Below are 18,666 nucleotides of genomic sequence, written 5' to 3'. Positions count from 1 at the left end.
AGGGTTATTTGTAAAGAAAATTTGTGTTTGTTTTATTGGTTAATGGCCCCGGCCCTGCTTTTTATAAAGCAGCCGGGGTTTTTTAATTTTCAGGGGTATACTCTTTAAAAGTCCCGTCAGTATAAAACAGCAATACCTTTTCTATTTTTTTAGCTGTTTCCGGTTTTTTTACCGCCGCCTTATTTACCGGTTCGATTTCCTGTGCTGTAGCAGGAGCAGGCTCAGCTATTTCAACCTGCGAAAAAAGATCGGTGATAATAGGTTCTGTTTTTTCACTGACGGCAACCGGAGCAGGCGGGGGGAGAGTTTCTGCTACAGGACTGGCGGCAGGAGAAGCAACCGTAGTTTCTATTTCTTTCGGGAATGTGCCGGTTCCGTTCAATAGCCAGTAGAGATCGACTTCAGGAAAGCTCTCCATAATCTTCATTATAAAATCCAGGCTCGGCTTATTCCTTCCTGATAATAAATGGGAAAGGCCGGAGCGCTGTACGCCAACTTTGTCCGCAAATACCGATGCAGAGATTGCGTAGTGATCGAGGAGTATTTCGATACGTTTTATAAAATCGTCGGTGTTTACCATTGTAACATACTGGATTAATTGATATATATTACAAATGTAAACAATTAATTCATACAAAATATAAAATGTTTCAACACAAGGATAATATGTAAACTTCGTATTTAGATGAATACATTTAAAATATTGAATTACAATGATTTTATAAATAAAAAGTAACTGAATCGCAAAAAACTTTTTAGTAAATAAAACCGCTGTTACAATTGTAAACAATTACAACATTACCATTGTTTACAATTGTAAAAAACAAGATGTTTACTTTTGTAATTAAACAAAACAAACATGAATTTAGAATCACTATACACCAACTATAAAGAGGAGTTCCTGTATGGGCGTTATGTTACTAACACTCATATTGAGCCGCTGCTTGAACGTTATAAAAACTGCTTTGAGGTTAGCGAGCAGGGTAAGTCGGTTTTGGGGAAGCCAGTCTATAGCGTTATTGCAGGAACCGGAAAAACCAAAATCTTTATATGGTCGCAGATGCATGGGAATGAATCAACAACTACTAAGGCTGTTTTTGATTTCCTGTCATTCCTCAAAAGCGATAATGACTTTGCGAAAACGCTAAAAGACAATTTTACCTTCTTTATCCTGCCCATAGTAAATCCGGACGGTGCTGTGGCTTACACGCGGGTAAATGCTAATGGAGTTGACCTGAACCGGGATTCGGTAAACCTCTCGCAGCTCGAAAGCAGGATATTACGAAAATGCTTTGAAGATTTTAAGCCGGACTACTGTTATAATATGCACGACCAGCGTACCATTTTTGGTGTTGGGGATGTACCCACACCGGCTACTGTATCTTTTTTGGCGCCTTCGTTTAATGATGCCAGGGATGTGAATGAAACGCGCCAAAAGGCAATAAATGTTATTGCTGCCATCAACGAAACGCTACAGCTTTATATACCGGGGCAGGTAGGGCGTTTTGATGATTCCTTTAATATCAACTGCATAGGAGATATGTTCCAGTCGCTTGGCGTACCTACGGTGCTGTTTGAGGCCGGTCACTATGCGGGTGATTATGAAAGGGAATTTACCCGGAAATTTATCTTTTTTGCATTATTAGCAGGATTTAATGCAATTCACGAAAACGTTATAGTTGTTAACAAAAGCGTAGATTATTTCAATATTCCTCAAAATAAGATTGTTTTTTATGACATCATGTACAAAAAAGTCAAAATAAATTATGAAAATAAAGAAAAAATCACGAATTTTGCATCACAATATAGGGAAGTGCTATTTGATAATTCTGTAATTTTTCAAGCTATTATTAGCGAAATAGGCAATTTAGATGGTGTACATGGTCACGCAGAATTCGACTGCAACGGCGAAGAATTTCACGGGCCAGACGGAAGCAAAATGCCAAAAATTGAAGAAAAAGCAGATTTTTCTATCGGTAAGGATAGGAAATTTGTTAATGGACAGGAGGTTTAAACAGCTGTTTTCTTATAAATGTAATTTATTATTAATTTGATGGGCAATGCCCGACAACCTTAACCAACTAAAACATACATTTATGAGTAAGTTTCGTTTAGATGAAGTTGATCACCAAATATTAGACATGCTGATCGACAATACCAGGGTGCCATTTACTGACATTGCAAAAAAACTGCTGATCTCTGCGGGGACAGTGCACGTGAGGGTTAAGAAGATGGAAGATGCAGGGATCATTATGGGGTCTTCACTTACGCTGGATTATGAAAAACTGGGCTATTCTTTCATAGCTTATGTTGGGGTATTTCTTCACAATACATCGCAGACTAAATTTGTACTTGAGAGGATAAATGAGATACCTTTTGTTACTGTAGCTCATGTTACTACCGGAAAATTCAACATCTTCTGTAAGATCAGGGCTAAGGATACCAAACATGCTAAAGAGGTTATCTTCATGATAGATGACATCGAGGGTGTTTACAGGACCGAAACGATGATCTCGCTTGAAGAAAGCATCAACGACAAGAAACGTCTTATGCATACGATATTTAAAGATCTGTAAGATTTTTATCAAAATATTATAACCCCCATGCTTTTTTGCATGGGGGTTTTTTATTAAATTCAACAAAAAATTACCGTATGTATCCTTCTACGAGAATTGAGCGCTTCAACGAAGAAGTACAGCTCAAATACCAGCTTTTCAACAGTATCTTCATAACCCTTCCGTTTCAGTCGATTGATAATACAGGCGTATTGCTGCCCCTGTTTTCCGAAATTTGCGATGAGGGCTACAAGAACAAAAAAAGCCCGGAGCAGATATTCGATGAATTTGCAGACAAGTATTTGCAGGACGCTACGCAGGAAGAAAAGATTAGCCTGATGTTCCGTTTTATACAGTATGTAGAGCGGCAGATCGTGCTGTTTGATGCAATAGAGGATGCAGCATTTACAAGCCTTAATAACCTTGAAGGCAATGGCTCAATACGAGACAGCCGCGAAAAAGCAGAGAACCGTGGGCAGATGGAGGAACTGCGGGAATTTCTCGAAGATTTCCAGGTACGTGCGGTACTCACGGCTCACCCCACGCAGTTTTATCCGGGTGCAGTGCTTGGCATTATTACCGACCTGACTTCGGCAATAAAAAGAAACAGCCTGGCAGAAGTGAAGCTCCTGTTGTCGCAGCTGGGTAAAACGCCTTTTATAAAAAAAGAAAAGCCAACCCCGTATGACGAAGCCGTAAGCCTGCTATGGTACCTGGAGAATGTATTCTACAAGGCTGCCGGCGATATTTCCAACTTCGTGCAGGGCGCCATATATAAAGAGGGTGCGCTAAAGCATCCGGTATTGTCATTTGGCTTTTGGCCGGGAGGCGACCGCGACGGCAACCCTTTTGTAACTACAGAAATCACCCTCAAGGTGGCAAACAGGCTGCGCTGCTCTATATTGAAATGCTATTATAATGATATACGCCAGCTGAAAAGAAAGCTGACGTTTACAGGTGTAGAAGAAAGAATTACGGATATCGAGCAAAAGCTGTACAGGTCGGTATTCTATTCAAAAGGAGAGATTTATATTACGCTTGAAGAACTTAAAAAAGCCTTGGTAGATATAAGGGACCTGGTTGTCAATAACCACCAGTCACTGTATTCTGATGAGATAGACGGGCTTATTAATAAGGTTAACCTTTTTGGGTTTCATTTCGCGTCGCTGGATATCCGGCAGAACAGCAGGATACACGATGCTGTATTTGAAAATATAATAAACTTCCTGTCAACAGACAACAAGCAGCTTTTAGGATATGAGTCATTTGATGAAGCAGGAAAAATAAAGGTACTGGAAAGTTTAAAAGTTACCATTAATCCGGAAGACTTTGATGAAGATACCCGCAGCACGCTCGAGTCGATCCTTCTCATAAAAACCATACAGGAAAATAATGGAGAGCAGGGCATCAACCGCTATATAATAAGCAATAATGAAAGTGCCCTCAATGTGCTGGAGCTTTTAACTATGTTCCGTCTTTTGGGTTGGGAACAGCCGCCAATAGATATAGTGCCGCTATTTGAAACTGTGGACGACCTTAAAGCTGCCGACTCGGTAATGAAACTGCTTTATACAAATGAGTTATACGCCGCCCACTTGAAGCGAAGAGGCAACAGGCAAACAATAATGCTGGGCTTTTCGGATGGCACCAAAGACGGCGGTTACCTGATGGCTAATTGGAGTATTTATAAGGCAAAAGAAAACCTGACGCTTATGGCTCGCGAACATGGGGTTAAGGTCGTGTTTTTCGATGGCCGTGGCGGGCCGCCGGCAAGGGGCGGAGGCAAGACGCATAAATATTATGCTTCACAAGGGGCGAGTATTGAAAATAATGAGATACAGATTACCATACAGGGGCAAACGATAAGCTCCAATTTCGGTACGCTCGATTCGTGCCGCTTTAACCTGGAAAACCTTTTGAGCGCCGGTATAACCAATGGTGTTTTCGAGAAAGATAAAAAGCAGTTTACGGAAGAGCAGAAAACAACTGTTGATGACCTTGCGCGCCTTGGCTATGAGAAATACACCGCCTTCAAGCAGCATCCTAAATTCCTGCCGTACCTCGACCAGATGAGTACGCTGAACTATTATGCTAAAACCAATATTGGAAGCCGCCCTTCGAAAAGGAGTAAGTCAGACGGGATCGTGTTTGCCGACCTGCGGGCTATACCTTTTGTAGGTTCCTGGAGCCAGTTGAAGCAGAACGTGCCCGGGTTCTTTGGGGTAGGCTATGCCTTAGGGCAATACGAGCAAAAAGGGGAGTGGGAGAAGGTGCAGGCACTTTATGATAATTCGTTGTTTTTCAGGACACTGTTAGAGAACAGTATGATGTCGCTTTCTAAATCGTTCTTTCCACTAACCTCCTACATGAAGGACGACCCTGAGTTTGGAGAATTCTGGGAAATCATCTATAATGAATTTTTAGAAACCAAACGCCTCCTGCTGAAAATATCAGGTTATGAAGAGCTTATGGAAAATTACCCTGACGGGAAAGCGTCAATAAAAATGCGCGAACATATTGTTGTGCCGCTGCTAACGATACAGCAATATGCCCTTAACAAAATAAGACAAATAAAAAGCGGCAATGGAGATGAAAGTGAGCTGGAGGTGTATGAAAAAATTGTAACACGCTCATTGTTCGGGAATATCAACGCCAGCAGGAATTCGGCTTAAATATAATTCATTTAAAACTACGAAAATGCCACATTTCAGTAGAGTGAAATGTGGCATTTTTGTAGCTTTGCTATATATCCAATTTATTAAACTAATGAAAATATCTGATATTACTCCTGACGAATACGCACCCTACCAGGAAGAAGCCTACATCCACTTAGTTAATCCTGAATATAGCCTGACGGAAGAGCTTGAAATAAGCGTGCACAATCTTACCCATTTTGTACGTGAGATCCCAATGGATAAATACGACTACCGTTATGCGGAAGGCAAATGGACTATAAAAGATATTTTACAGCACGTTATAGATTCTGAAAGGATATTCGCCTACCGTGCACTACGATTTTCGCGGAATGACAATACGCCATTGCCTGGTTTTGATGAGAACAGCTTTGCGGCCAATACCGATGCCACCAAAAGGAGCATCAATGACCTGCTTACCGAAATGAGCGCCGTACGCCATGCTAATATCATGATGTTCAAATCTTTTACGCAGGATGAGCTACTGCGAAAAGGCACGGCTTCCGGATATACGGTATCGGTCAGGGCTTTAGGCTTCCTGCTTATCGGCCACCAAAACCATCATATAAAGATATTTAAGGAAAGATATTTATAGGAAAAATGGAACGCGGATGACGCGGATTGAGCTGATTCACGCGAATTTTGCCACTAATTCCACAAATTAGCACTAATTATGAAAGGCGTATGATTTCATCAATCTGTGTAAATTCGCTCAATCCGCGTTCCACTATATTACAGCTTATTTACAATCCACTTTATCCAGTACTTCTTTCGAAGTAGCATTCATATCCTTATATTTCCACACGCCATCTTTGCCTTCAACCATTTCGCCAAATTTCACTTCCAGGTTCTTGTCAGTAATGATAAAGACAACTTCTTCTTTGTAATTCATTCCTTCCTGTTGGGATGATGCCACTACATTAGCGGTGTTACCATTCATCACGCCCTTATACGTGCTTATTTTTTTATCCTTTTCGAAAGGTTTCCAATGGTATATTCCATGAATGCTGTCGCCGTCGCGTTCAACCTGAACAATGATACTGTCCTTCGCTATAACTTTCAGATAGCATTGTTTTTCGGTTACTGTAGTAGCAGCGGGCTGTTCAATAGTGGTTTCCGTCTTTTCTTCTTTCTTTTGGCAGGAAGCCAACAATAATCCTGATGCCAGGATAGCTATGGTAGTTTTCATCGTTATGTTTTTTTGTAAAAATAATCCTTACAAAACAAAAAAAGAACCCTGTTAAGAGTTCTTTAATATAATTTTAGGTAGAAGATTAGTCTTCATCCTCGTCTTCGTCATCTTCAATTTCGTCAAGGCCTACATTTCTGCGCCTTGGCAAACCATCCTCATCTTCATCATCGTCGTCATCACCGTCTGCATCGTCATCCGTATCGGCGCTTTCTTCCTTTTCATCAGCATCATCATCGCCAACTTCAAGGTCTTTCAATGCATCAAGGTCATCTGCCGGCTCGTCGATATCATCGTCATCGAAATTCTCGATCCTGTCGGCAAGCTTGGTGCTCACTTTTACAAGGTAAATGGTGTCTTCCGTCCTTACTTCTACGGCTTCAATGGTTTCGTTACGGGCATTCTTAAAGCGGACGATATTAGAATCATCATATCCTTCGGGGAACTTTTCAACCAGCAGGGTCAAAATTTCATTAGTTAATTTGGCGTAGTCAACTATAACTCTTTTCATAAAGCAGTATTATAAATCTAACAAGTAAGCAAATATAAGCGGTGCAACGATAGTTGCATCAGATTCGATAATAAATTTTGGTGTATTGATGTCAAGTTTCCCCCAGGTGATCTTTTCATTAGGCACAGCGCCGGAGTAAGATCCGTAACTTGTCGTAGAATCAGATATCTGGCAGAAATAGCTCCAGAACGGCACATCATGCATTTCCATATCCTGGTACAGCATCGGCACTACACATATCGGGAAATCGCCAGCGATACCTCCACCTATCTGGAAGAATCCAACACCATTGCTGCTGTTTTTAGTATACCAGTCGGCAAGGAATGTCATATATTCAATACCCGACTTCATGGTAGACGCTTTCAGATCACCTTTAATAACATAAGAAGCAAAGATATTACCCATAGTGCTGTCTTCCCATCCTGGTACGATGATCGGCAGGTTCTTTTCGGCAGCGGCATACATCCAGCTGTCTTTCAGGTCAATCTCATAATATTCTTCCAATACGCCCGAAAGCAGCATCTTGTACATGAACTCATGCGGAAAATAGCGTTCGCCTTTATCGTCTGCATCTTTCCATATTTTGTAAATATGCTTCTGCAGGCGGCGGAAAGCTTCATGCTCGGGGATGCACGTATCGGTCACACGGTTCAGGCCTCTTTCAAGAAGGTCCCATTCCTGTTGCGGCGTAAGGTCCCTGTAATTTGGAACCCTCTCATAATGCGAGTGTGCCACAAGGTTCATGATATCCTCTTCAAGATTCGCACCGGTACATGAAATGATCTGAACCTTATCGCGGCGGATCATTTCGGCAAAGATCTTCCCAAGTTCAGCCGTACTCATAGCCCCGGCAAGGGTCACCATCATTTGGGCACCGTCCTGCAATTGCTTTTCGTAGCCTTTAGCGGCATCCACCAAAGCGGCAGCATTAAAATGCAGGTAGTACTTTTCAATAAATTGGCTAATAGGTCCTTTGTTCATTTCAGTTATTTTATTTTCTAAGTTCTGTTTATTTGTTCTCTTTCCTGCTGTAGCCGAGGATGTCTAATATCTCATCGGCCTGCTGCTGCTCAGAGAATACTTCTGTTGCCAGTATGCCATTCTCATCGCGGTCTATAAGGATGTGCTTAGGCTGTGGTATCAGGCAGTGGTGGAGCCCGCCGTAGCCACCAATCGTTTCCTGGTACGCCCCGGTATTAAAGAAGCCAATGTATAAAGGCTTTTCCTTATTGTATTTCGGCAGGTAAATGGCGTTCATGTTTTGCTCTGAGTTGTAATAATCGTCGCTGTCGCATGTCATCCCACCCAATAAAACCCTTTCATACTGGTCGTTCCAGCGGTTCACAGCAAGCATGATGAAACGCTTATTGATAGCCCAGGTGTCCGGAAGTGTGGTGATGAACGACGAATCGATCATGTTCCATTTCTCCCTGTCATTCTGCTGTTTTTGGTACAGCACCTGGTATATCGCCCCTGCGCTTTCGCCAACGGTAAATGAACCGAATTCGGTAAAGATGTTCGGCACATCCACTTCAGCTTCATCACAGGCGATCTTTATCTGGTTAATGATCTCATCGATCATGTACTGGTAATCGTATTCAAAAGCCAGTGAATTCTTGATAGGGAAACCGCCGCCGATGTTAAGGCTGTCCAGTGTCGGGCACTCCTTTTTAAGGCTAACGTAAACTTTCAAACATTTCACAAGCTCATTCCAGTAATAAGAGGTATCCCTTATACCGGTATTGATAAAGAAGTGAAGCATTTTCAGCTCTACCTTTTTGTTCTCGTGTATTTGCTTACGGTAGAAAGGCAATATATTTTTGTAGCCAATTCCCAAACGCGAGGTATAGAACTCGAATTTAGGCTCTTCTTCGGCTGCGATACGGATACCTATTTTAAACTTTCCGGGTATCTGCTCCTGAAGCAGGTCAAGCTCTTCATAATTATCAATGATCGGCATGGTACGCGTATGGCCGTTGTTTATCAGCCTCGCAATATTCTGTATGTACTGGTCCCTCTTGAAACCGTTGCAGATAACATACGTGTTTTTGTTGATCTTCCCGTTTTCAAGCAGCTTTTCAACGATGTTGATGTCGAAAGCCGAAGAGGTCTCAATATGTATATTATTCTTAAAAGCCTCATCCATGATATATTCAAAGTGAGAGCTTTTCGTGCAATAGCAATAATAATATTTACCGTCGTATTTGTTTTTCTCCATCGCATTCCTGAACCATGTCTTGGCTTTACGGATGTTATTGGAGATTTGCGGCAAATAAGTGAACTTCAATGGTGTGCCATACTGCTCCACCAATTTCATCAGGTCTATGTTATGGAACTGAAGGTTATCTTTATTAAGTGTAAATTCTTCCTGAGGGAAATAGAATGTTTGGTTTATCAGGTCGAAATATTTTGTGTTCATGTTTTTTAAGGGATAAATAAGATAATAAAAATAAGAAAAATCCTAAGATATCACCTTTTTTCAAACCCTTATATTGGCATATATTATCTGGAGCTTTTCCTGGCAGTTCGATATGCTGTGAAAAGCCTCACCCGCGGTTATATTCCTCAACGAAAACGTTACCTTGCCAATGTTTGCCAAAGCCATGTATTTGCTGATACTCCCGATGAGGGAAAACATGTTTTTGTTTATTTTCATCCCGGCAAATGTAAAAAATAATAATCCGTATTTAAAAACAAATCTCTTAAAAAATTGTTACTTTTGATAGTCTTCGAACCCATTGATTATCAATGCGTTTTCCACCTCCTGATTTATCACTGCATTTCCGATGCTTTCCAACAGTACGAACTGTACCTTCCCGGCCTCGTTTTTTTTATCATGTACCAGTAAGGCCATTATACTTTCTATATCCTCTGATGTAAAATCATTCGTGCCAAAAATAGAAAGCAGCACCGATTTTATAGTTTCATATTCTTCTCTACCAATAAAGCCCTTTATCATCGAAAAATAACTTTCAAGAACCATGCCTGCCGCTATAGCTTCGCCGTGGAGCAGGGGAGTAGCGCTGTTCAGGAAATGCGATTCTATGGCGTGCCCCATCGTGTGCCCGAAATTCAGCACTTTGCGAAGCCCTTTCTCGTTAGGGTCCTGTTCTACGATACTGTTCTTTATCTCAACCGACCAATGGATCAGCACACCCAGGTCATCAGTTGTCAATCCGGTTAGGTCCGAAAAATTATCCCAGTACTTCTTGTCGGCTATCAGGCCGTGCTTCAGCATCTCCGCCAGTCCTGATCGCATCTCCGGCTGTGGCAGTGTTTCAAGGAATTGCGTATCGATGAGTACAGCAACGGGATTATTAATGACCCCGATCTGGTTCTTAAGCACGCCCAGGTCGACCCCTGTCTTGCCACCAACCGATGCATCTACCATTGCCAGCAGCGAGGTAGGGGCATTAATAAAATCCATGCCGCGCTTGAATGTTGATGCCGCAAACCCTCCCAGGTCAGTCACCACGCCGCCGCCAACATTAATGATAAGGCTTTTCCTGTCGGCGCCCAGATCGGTCAGTGCATGCCATACCTCAATGCAGGTTTCTATGGATTTATTTATTTCACCGGCTTCGATTTCAATGATCTCTATCGGCAGCTCTGTTGGCACCTGCGCCAGGAAATTAGGCAGGCAGTACTGCGAGGTATTGGTGTCGGCCAATATAAAGATACCGGAGTATTTTTCATAGGTAAGCACTTCCTGCAGGTAGCCATAGCAGTCGTCATTAAAGTAAATGGTATATCCTGAAGTTTTTATCGGCTGCATGATGATCTTTTATCGAATAAGCAAAATAAAGTATTTTATACCATTAATTATTGCACAGTATTTATATTTGCATAAATTTTTTAAAACAATGGAAAAAATCTTCAACAATACGGCCGATGCTTTTGCGCTGAAAAGCGATACCGAACTGGACAGGGCTTATTTTCTCTTTAAAATGATAGCTTCCCAGCCGTTGGTGCGGATAGGTACGGCAGTGACCAATTTTGCGCTAAACCTGCACCTGCCTGTTGAAGGGCTTATACGCGCCACTGTTTTCGATCATTTTTGCGGAGGCACTACGGAAGAAGATTGCCTTCCTGTTGTTGACAAGATGTTTACCAAAGGCGTGTCGTCAGTACTGGATTATTCGGTGGAAGCAAAAGAAGCCGAATCGGAATTTGATAAAGCTTTAGAGAAAACATTGAAGACGATTGAGTTTGCCAAAGAACGGACAGCGATACCTTTTGCGGTTTTCAAGCCTACTGGTTTCGGCAGGTTTGAATTATATGAGAAATTAGGCGAGGGCAAAACTTTTACCGTAGAAGAGGCTGCTGAGTGGAAACGCGTACTGGAGCGCTTTGAGATAGTGTGCAAAACGGCCCATGCCAACGATGTGGCGCTGCTTATCGATGCCGAAGAAAGCTGGATGCAGGATGCCGCCGACGAACTGGTAGCCGACATGATGCGCAAATACAACAAGGAGAAGGCCATCGTTTTCAATACACTGCAAATGTACCGCCACGACAGGCTCGATTACCTGAAAAAGCTGCACGCACAAGCACAGGAAGAAGGATTTTATATCGGGATGAAGATCGTGCGCGGCGCCTACATGGAGAAGGAAAACAAGCGCGCTGAAGAGAAGGGTTACCTGTCGCCGATATGCATATCCAAAGAAGCAACCGACATCAATTATAATGATGCGATACAGTATATGGTTGAGCATCTTGATAAAATGGCGATCTTTGCCGGTACGCACAACGAGGAAAGCTCCTACATGCTGATGGGACTGATGCAGCAGAACAATATTGCTACAAACGACACAAGGATATGGTTCGGGCAGCTGTACGGCATGAGCGACAATATCAGCTTTAACCTTGCGGCACATGGCTATAATGTGGCGAAATACCTTCCGTTCGGGCCGGTGCGGGATGTGATGCCTTACCTGATAAGAAGGGCAGAGGAGAATACCTCTGTAGCCGGGCAGACCAGCCGCGAGCTGAACCTGATAAGCGCCGAAAGGAAACGCAGGAAATTACACGATTAAGCTTTTAATTATATAAAAACACACCGATGAAATTCGTACACAGGCTGGCATATTATCTTTTAGGCTTTCTTATAGGGGGCGTATTCCTGTATTTCATATTCTCCGAAAAACGTACCGAGTTCTGCTACATGCCGAATTGCAGGGTCCTAAAGGACATTCGTACCAAAGGAATACTAATATCTAAACAGGCCGAAGCAACCCTGAAAGAAAAATGGGTAACTATGGACGATATAAAACGCAGCCTGCAATATGGCGATGTGGATTTTTCTAAAAGCAATAAGCCGAATCCGGGCGGGGGCAAGCTGTATGTTATAGAAGGGAAAACCATTAAAGATGAGCCGATTGTAATTGAAGTTGTGAATTTTAGCGACCGGGCCGTTTTGCAGGATGTAAAAAAACAGTAATTTTTTTTCCGAAATCCTTGCAAATACAAATACTAAGCGTATATTTGCACTCGCAATACGGAACAAGATTGCAAAACATATTAGGGCGATTAGCTCAGTTGGTTCAGAGCATCTCGTTTACACCGAGAGGGTCGGGGGTTCGAATCCCTCATCGCCCACCACAAAGGACAAAGAAGTTTTTACTCTTTGTCCTTTTTTTTATGCTTGTCTATTTCCTTGTTAATGGATCAATACCAAAACTGCATCTATCTGTATCTGGAGGCGGCAAGACATGCAGGGCCATCCAATAGATCAAAAACAAACTTTTGCGCATAAAAAAACCGCAGGCACGAGGCCTGCGGTCATCCAAACCCAAAGGCAACCAACCTCTGGCATCCAACTAATCTACAATTATTTTGTAGCCTGGGATTTTCACCCCCGTGAAAAATAAACCGCAGGCCCGAAAGCCTGCGGCTCCCCAAAAATGAAGGCTGTTGACACCTTCCACTTACAAAATATTTCTCTTTTTCAAATTTTTTTAAAAAGCAGCAGGGCAGGGGGGGCTAAAAACAATCGCGGCGCACTAAACTCTAATGTAGCGAGACCGGAAGCCTATCATGCGGCTCTTAACCGGATAAAAGCAGCACGGCTACCAACCGTGCTGCGGCATCCCCAAAAAATACAATACAGCACTACCTCTATTGCCCCAACAAAAAATACGATAGAGGATAGGAGACTGTATTGCGCTACTAAAAAAGCTACTATTTAAAGAACAATAGTACGATTCGTAAATAGAAATACTCCAGCCTCTGCACGTAATTCCTCTTCTCCGGCATATTACCTGTTGCTGCTTACAGCTTTATTGATCCTGACGGCCATGTATTTGGCATCGTCTTTTAAAAACCGGTCCACATCCACATCGATACGGTTGCCATCCCTGTACACCAGTGTCATTTTATATTTTACACTTTTGTAAAAGATGGCAAGACCCAGGAAAACCACCGAATACAGGAGGATAAACACCCGCTCAAGCCCTGTATAACGGCCCATGGCGGCATTGAGGCAAAGGGCCAGCGCTGCCAGGAAGCTCATCAGGTTGATAGTGATCCCGCGCCTGCGCCAGATCTTTACATTCCTGACCTCTTCAAAATAAATCGGCTTCTTCCTGCTTACAACCGGCAGTATCGCCCGGTCTTTAAACAGTACCCCGGCAGCATTGATGTGCATTATCTTTCCCGGTTCCTGGCCCGGTAGTTTCTTTTCCATTGTTTGCAATAATGTTATGAGCAGAGTTTTATAAAATTGCCTGCTAGCCTCATAATGAAATTACTTAGTGTACACAATTACACAGCCGGCATCAGCAGCAGAGTTATTAGCTGTAGGGTTAATACCCATTCCACTGCCATCTTCGTTGAATGCTGCAATGGCGATAGACCGTCCATCAGAATTTATGCTCACGCCGGCACCAAAATAGTCACCGCTTGTTGAACCTACCGCATTAGGCATTTTCAACATATACGAATAAACCCAGTTGCCTCCAACTAAACTAAACAGGTAGGCAGCTCCGCTATCTGTAGTGCTATTATTGTCTGCCGGGTTAATGCATCCGTTCGATCCGTCTTCACCAAAAGCCCCTAAAATAACAGAAGCCCCGTCATTAGCTATGCTAACAGAATAACCAAAATAATCAGAAGCAGTCGGATTTGAGGATTTTAGATAAGCCGACTGGCTCCAGGCAGTTCCCGATCTTTTGAATATGTATGCCGCACCGGCATCAGCTGTACTTTCATTAGCTCCCGGGTTAACTCCTTTACCACTACCATCATCTCCGTGTGCACCAACTAACAGGGTGTTACCACTGCCGTCCAAATCCACATTTGCCCCGAATTGATCGGTTGCGGATACATTTCCTGCTTTTAAATAAGCTTGCTGGGCCCATGTGCCGGCATTTTTTTGAAACACATATACTGCACCGGCCGCGCTGGTGCTGTTGTTGACGACGGGGTTAATACCCGGGTTGCTGCCGTCTTCATACCGCGCACCTACGGCCAGCGTTGTACCATCATTATTGAGCTCAACAGAACAGCCGAAATGATCTTCTGAATCAGGGTTTGACGCCTTAATGTAGGTGCCATAACTCCAGACACCACTGCTACGGTTGAATATATGGACTGCACCGGAATTGGCCTTGTTATTATTAACTGCAGGATTTATACCCGTACCGCTGCCATCCTCGGCAGGCGTTCCTACGGCCACTGTATTGCCATCGCCACTCACGGCAACGCTTGATCCAAAAACATCATTCGCATCGCTTTGGTTAGCTTTAAGGTATGCCTGTTGGCTCCAGGTACTGCCACTACGGGTAAATACATACGCTGCACCGGCAGCGCCGGCTGAGTTATTGTGGGCCGGATTGACCCCGGTCCCGCTTCCAGACTCCCGAATTGACCCTACCACGAGTGTATTTCCATCATTGCTAAGATCCAGTGCGTTTCCAAAAATATCGCCTGCGTTCAATTGCGAAGGCTTTATCTTTGCCTGAAATACCCAGTTTGCTGTTATTGATGAGCGCGTATACACATATACTGCTCCCGCAGTGTTCCAGTTATCGTTATTGGTGGAATTGATGGGGCCGCCTGTTAAGTCACCGCCTTCCAGGATAGCGCCTATAGCTAATGTCAAACCATCGGCCGATATTTTCGTTCCTTTGCCGTAAAGGAATGATGACGTATTTAACCTGCCTCCGAATTGGTCATTAGCTCCCGCATTACTTGCTTTGATATAGGAAACCCCGGCGCTTAGTGACGCACAGCTTAGGGTATTAAAGGCCGGTACTGTGGTGGGTAGCCCAGCAGTTACGTTAAATGAACAGTTGGTAAAAGTAGTGGCAGTATTGCTTACCACAACCGTATAGCTGTTTGTGGCCGCTTCTGTAGGAGTTCCGCTTGCGGTAAGCGTTACATTCAGCGGCCCTGCAGCCGCAGCCGTAGCGCTGCCGCTAAAGTAAATGCCGTTGACAGTATTGGTGCGTATGTAGAAAGAGCCGGCCTGGCTAACGGTTAAGGTAACCACTTTGGTATTGCCGCTGTTCATTACCGTTCCAACCTGATAGGTGCCGCTGAGGGTGCCTGAACAGGTTACCCCTGAGGCAAGTCCGGTTCCGCTCTGAACAGGTACCGTGAAAGAGCAGGCATACCCATTTATTGAATAATTGACGGTACTGTTTCCGGGCATAATCGGTGTACCCGACAGGAAATAATCAATAGGTGCACCACTTGTAATAAATGTGCCGTTTACCGGCTGGTTGATGCGTATCCCATTTACGGTTGAGGAAGTAATTCCATATACCCCGCCACCAGTGTATGCAGGACCTGCTGTATAACTTTGAAATACATCGCCAACCGCTATGGGTGCATTAGCATATATATTTCCGGTAAGGCTTCCTATGGTACCACAACCCGTAATAGTAGCAATACCGGTAGTAACATTGATAACAGTTGTACAAATGCTATTATTAACTTGCAGTGACACGAAATTAGTTCCGGATACGAGCGGATAACCCTGCCCAACCAATACGATATCCTGCGTTCCCAAAGTTGTGAATGTACCGATCGCCGAAAAAAACATACCTGCGGCATTGCTGACAATATTGTAAGTTCCCAATTCGGCAACATTAACAGATACGGTTATGTAATTCGTTTCAGGATCGAGAGCCGTACCCGTTGCATATGTCCCTGAAACCACCAGAGTGCTGCAATCTACCGAGAAATCTGCTGTGCCTTCTGCCTCGTTACTGCAAATAGATTTCCAGCTACTGCTTGCAGCATTGTAAATATTAATACAATCTTCACTTGTATTATATATAAGCAATGCATTGGAAGGATTGCTTATGGCATCACGCTGGCTTGCCGTCATACGTGGCAAGAGCATACCTTTATCAGTACTTTCCATTTCCAGTACCGCGCTGGCATTCACGTTTGTGGGGTTGTCCCCAACTTTTACCTGTGCAGTGGCACAAAGGCCAAGTAGCAGGAGTAACGAAGTAATACTATTTTTCATTGTGATTTATTTTTCAGAGTTGAACTTATCTATATAATTTATCAGTTAAGTTCATCGATTACTAATGGAGATTCCCCGTTAGACTGTGAGAACATCTTACTATTACCGCTGGTACCTGTTACTTTAATTTTAACAGTTTCATCACTACTTCCGACCCGGTAAAAGCCACAGGAAGGAGTGGAACTTTGGTTATGGTCCTGCCCATAGCAGCCCCCTATGTTAATACCGCTCAGGTTGGTATTAGCACTATTGGCGAACGTGAAACCGATGAATGGGTTGGTAGTACTACCACCCAGCCTCACGTGTTGAGCGATGCGGTAGACTTTACCTGCCTTCAATGTAATATTTTGCCCAGAGATGGATAGGCCTCCGGTACTGCTTGTGGGAGTATTGTAATTAAGGTTCGCATTTACTGAGGAAGTATTCTGTTGGTCAACGAGTGTACTGGTGAGGTAGGATGCACCGGTAATCTCTTCCACAATCAATACGCAATTACCATTAGCATCATTAGCACTAGTCAATGATCCTGATCCAGGTGCAATTCTTAGCTTTATTATTTCATCGCTGGCACCAACGGTATAAATACCGGTAGCTGGGGTACAGCTCTGCGAGGTGTACGGAACTATTATAATTCCGGTGGAAGTACCTGTAAGTTTTGTGTTTGAAGCATTTGCAAAATAGAAATTCGAAAAATTGCTTACTGCGCCATAAGCCCTGATGGCAGCAAACAGGCGATAGGTTTTATTTGCCTTCAATGTAATACTGCTGCCTGATACTGATACTCCTGCATTTGAGCTGACTGCGGTACCCCATAAAAAATCCGATGCCGTAAAAAGGTTTTGACTAGATGATCCCGCTAAAGCTGACAGGTATCCCCTGGAACTTCCAACCTCTTTAATTATGAGCGAACCACCACCGTTTGAATCGGAGTAAACAGCTACGCCATTAAAGGCTACCACTTTCAGGCTGACAATTTCATCGCTAGTGCCCACAGTATAGAAACCTGCGGCAGGGGTGCTACTTTGGTTGCTAGCGGCAATACCTCGTGATGTACCAGCCAGGCGATTGTTGGAGGCATTCACAAATTCAAAAGCAACATAGCCACCATTTGGAGCCAGCGCCCTCAGGCTGGCTTCCAGGTAATAGGTTTTACCAGCCTTTAATGTAATATTACTACCTGAGATACTAATCCCGCCTGCCGAAGCTGTGACATTGGAATAAGTAAAGTAATTGTTTGTAGATGTGATAGTTAATGTATTGGTAGTTGCTGACAGGAATTGCTTTTCGGCTGTCACGGTTACGCTAAAAGAACAGCTGGAGGTAACATTCGTTCCTGTAACCGTGTAGGTAAAAGTACCTGCCGCCAGAGGCGTACCACTGGCTGTAAGCGTAATGGTTTTTACATTATTTACATCTCCAGCCACAAATGTTCCGTTAGCTGAAAACGTTATCCCGTTAACCGGACCTGCAGTATAACTATAATAACCAATTCCTGTAGGAGTAACGGTAATATCTATTTTTTCTGCACTGGTGGTTGAATTATTAGTTACATATCTACCCGCTGCGCTCCCGCTACAATTTGTTTGGTTATCCTGTAGTGGAGCTGGCGGATTAGCATAAGTTACATCAAATGTACAAGTCTGTCCAGATAGGGTTACAGTGTATGTGAAAGTGCCTACAGCTGTTGGTGAACCCGAGGCCATCAGTTTCAGTTGCGTACCGGCACCCACAGAGGAAATGGTTCCTTCCGCAGCGAATTTGACTCCATTCAATTCATTACTGCTGGCTGTATAATCCCCTGCTGAAAGTGTAGTAACAGTCACAATCTTGTAGTTAGCCTCAGTCATGGCTACTGTCGCAACATAATCGCCTTTCAGCGAATTAGTTACCGCACAGTTTAATGTACTGGCGGTAAAAGTCGCATTGATATTGGCCTTACATAAGTTTTTCCATCCCGTAGTGCCGGTTCCGGAAACTCCTATACCTAAGAACGTTTCGGTACAGTTGGTTTCGGTGTTATAGATCATTAGCCCTTTTGCAGGGTTGCTAATAGCGTCCCGCTGTGCGGTCGTCATCCTGGGGGGCAAAAAGCCTTTGGTCGTACTTTCCGTTTCAAGTACGGCGCTGGCATTCACTGCCGTTGGATTGTCCCCAACTTTTACCTGTGCTGTGGCACAAAGGCCGAGGAACAGGAAAAGAATAAATATAATTTTTTTCATTGTTTCGATTATTAGATTACT

The 18,666-nt window shown here is 43.4% G+C and carries 17 protein-coding genes and 1 tRNA gene; 8 read left to right on the top strand and 10 right to left on the bottom strand.

Going from position 1 to position 18,666, the window contains the following annotated elements; all coding sequences use genetic code 11:
• Window positions 1-82 precede the first annotated feature (82 nt).
• Entirely contained in the window at window positions 83-580 is a 498-nt protein-coding gene (locus HYN59_RS13640; RefSeq protein ID WP_108778791.1) for a helix-turn-helix domain-containing protein, read from the bottom strand.
• Window positions 581-859: 279 nt separating this feature from the next.
• Between HYN59_RS13640 and HYN59_RS13635 the strand changes: the two genes are divergently transcribed.
• The 4 genes from HYN59_RS13635 (at window position 860) to HYN59_RS13620 (ending at window position 5,843) form a co-directional block, all read left to right on the top strand.
• The gene (locus HYN59_RS13635) at window positions 860-2,014 is read left to right on the top strand and encodes a M14 family metallopeptidase (protein WP_108778790.1); all 1,155 of its coding nucleotides are present in this window, start codon (window positions 860-862) and stop codon (window positions 2,012-2,014) included.
• An 82-nt stretch (window positions 2,015-2,096) separates the two neighbouring features.
• Window positions 2,097-2,576, top strand: a complete 480-nt coding sequence (locus HYN59_RS13630) for an Lrp/AsnC family transcriptional regulator (protein ID WP_026300077.1) — start codon at window positions 2,097-2,099, stop codon at window positions 2,574-2,576.
• A 77-nt stretch (window positions 2,577-2,653) separates the two neighbouring features.
• Window positions 2,654-5,227 carry a phosphoenolpyruvate carboxylase gene (locus tag HYN59_RS13625; RefSeq protein WP_108778789.1) on the top strand — a complete coding sequence of 858 codons (2,574 nt, stop codon included), beginning with the start codon at window positions 2,654-2,656 and terminating at the stop codon, window positions 5,225-5,227.
• 94 nt (window positions 5,228-5,321) lie between these two features.
• Window positions 5,322-5,843, top strand: coding sequence for a DinB family protein (locus HYN59_RS13620; RefSeq protein ID WP_108778788.1), 522 nt, complete (start codon window positions 5,322-5,324; stop codon window positions 5,841-5,843).
• 144 nt (window positions 5,844-5,987) lie between these two features.
• Here HYN59_RS13620 and HYN59_RS13615 read toward each other — a convergent pair whose 3' ends face one another.
• The 6 genes from HYN59_RS13615 to aroB all read right to left on the bottom strand — a co-directional run bounded on the left by HYN59_RS13615 (window position 5,988) and on the right by aroB (window position 10,723).
• Window positions 5,988-6,437 carry a hypothetical protein gene (locus HYN59_RS13615; protein WP_108778787.1) on the bottom strand — a complete coding sequence of 150 codons (450 nt, stop codon included), beginning with the start codon at window positions 6,435-6,437 and terminating at the stop codon, window positions 5,988-5,990.
• An 85-nt stretch (window positions 6,438-6,522) separates the two neighbouring features.
• Entirely contained in the window at window positions 6,523-6,948 is a 426-nt protein-coding gene (locus HYN59_RS13610) for a DNA primase (RefSeq protein WP_108778786.1), read from the bottom strand.
• Window positions 6,949-6,957: 9 nt separating this feature from the next.
• Complete coding sequence (locus HYN59_RS13605; protein WP_108778785.1) at window positions 6,958-7,929, bottom strand: deoxyhypusine synthase family protein; 972 nt, start codon at window positions 7,927-7,929, stop codon at window positions 6,958-6,960.
• A 28-nt stretch (window positions 7,930-7,957) separates the two neighbouring features.
• Window positions 7,958-9,367 carry an arginine decarboxylase gene (locus HYN59_RS13600; RefSeq protein WP_108778784.1) on the bottom strand — a complete coding sequence of 470 codons (1,410 nt, stop codon included), beginning with the start codon at window positions 9,365-9,367 and terminating at the stop codon, window positions 7,958-7,960.
• Between the two features lie 60 nt (window positions 9,368-9,427).
• Entirely contained in the window at window positions 9,428-9,604 is a 177-nt protein-coding gene (locus tag HYN59_RS18100; RefSeq protein ID WP_181369440.1) for a hypothetical protein, read from the bottom strand.
• Window positions 9,605-9,661: 57 nt separating this feature from the next.
• Window positions 9,662-10,723, bottom strand: coding sequence for a 3-dehydroquinate synthase (gene aroB / locus HYN59_RS13595; RefSeq protein ID WP_108778783.1), 1,062 nt, complete (start codon window positions 10,721-10,723; stop codon window positions 9,662-9,664).
• Window positions 10,724-10,811: 88 nt separating this feature from the next.
• On the opposite strand from aroB, the gene HYN59_RS13590 reads away from it, so the two are divergent.
• The 4 genes from HYN59_RS13590 (at window position 10,812) to HYN59_RS17980 (ending at window position 13,136) form a co-directional block, all read left to right on the top strand.
• Complete coding sequence (locus HYN59_RS13590) at window positions 10,812-11,984, top strand: proline dehydrogenase family protein (RefSeq protein ID WP_108778782.1); 1,173 nt, start codon at window positions 10,812-10,814, stop codon at window positions 11,982-11,984.
• A gap of 26 nt (window positions 11,985-12,010) precedes the next feature.
• Complete coding sequence (locus HYN59_RS13585) at window positions 12,011-12,388, top strand: DUF4258 domain-containing protein (RefSeq protein ID WP_108778781.1); 378 nt, start codon at window positions 12,011-12,013, stop codon at window positions 12,386-12,388.
• 83 nt (window positions 12,389-12,471) lie between these two features.
• A tRNA-Val gene (locus HYN59_RS13580) sits at window positions 12,472-12,549 on the top strand.
• 302 nt (window positions 12,550-12,851) lie between these two features.
• A complete protein-coding gene (locus HYN59_RS17980; protein WP_146185941.1) occupies window positions 12,852-13,136 on the top strand; it encodes a hypothetical protein in 285 nt (94 codons plus the stop codon).
• A 68-nt stretch (window positions 13,137-13,204) separates the two neighbouring features.
• Here HYN59_RS17980 and HYN59_RS13575 read toward each other — a convergent pair whose 3' ends face one another.
• Genes HYN59_RS13575 through HYN59_RS13565 form a run of 3 tightly spaced genes read right to left on the bottom strand, consistent with a single transcriptional unit; the run spans window position 13,205 to window position 18,645 of the window.
• Window positions 13,205-13,633: a hypothetical protein gene (locus HYN59_RS13575; RefSeq protein WP_108778780.1), complete on the bottom strand. Its 429-nt coding sequence runs from the start codon at window positions 13,631-13,633 to the stop codon at window positions 13,205-13,207.
• A 60-nt stretch (window positions 13,634-13,693) separates the two neighbouring features.
• Entirely contained in the window at window positions 13,694-16,426 is a 2,733-nt protein-coding gene (locus HYN59_RS13570; RefSeq protein WP_108778779.1) for a beta strand repeat-containing protein, read from the bottom strand.
• 41 nt (window positions 16,427-16,467) lie between these two features.
• Window positions 16,468-18,645 (bottom strand): hypothetical protein, encoded by a 2,178-nt coding sequence (locus tag HYN59_RS13565; RefSeq protein WP_108778778.1) that lies wholly within the window; start codon window positions 18,643-18,645, stop codon window positions 16,468-16,470.
• Window positions 18,646-18,666: the final 21 nt, after the last annotated feature.

It is taken from the genome of Flavobacterium album (assembly GCF_003096035.1).
Lineage (GTDB): Bacteria > Bacteroidota > Bacteroidia > Flavobacteriales > Flavobacteriaceae > Flavobacterium > Flavobacterium album.
This window is presented reverse-complemented; position numbering and strand designations above follow the sequence as displayed.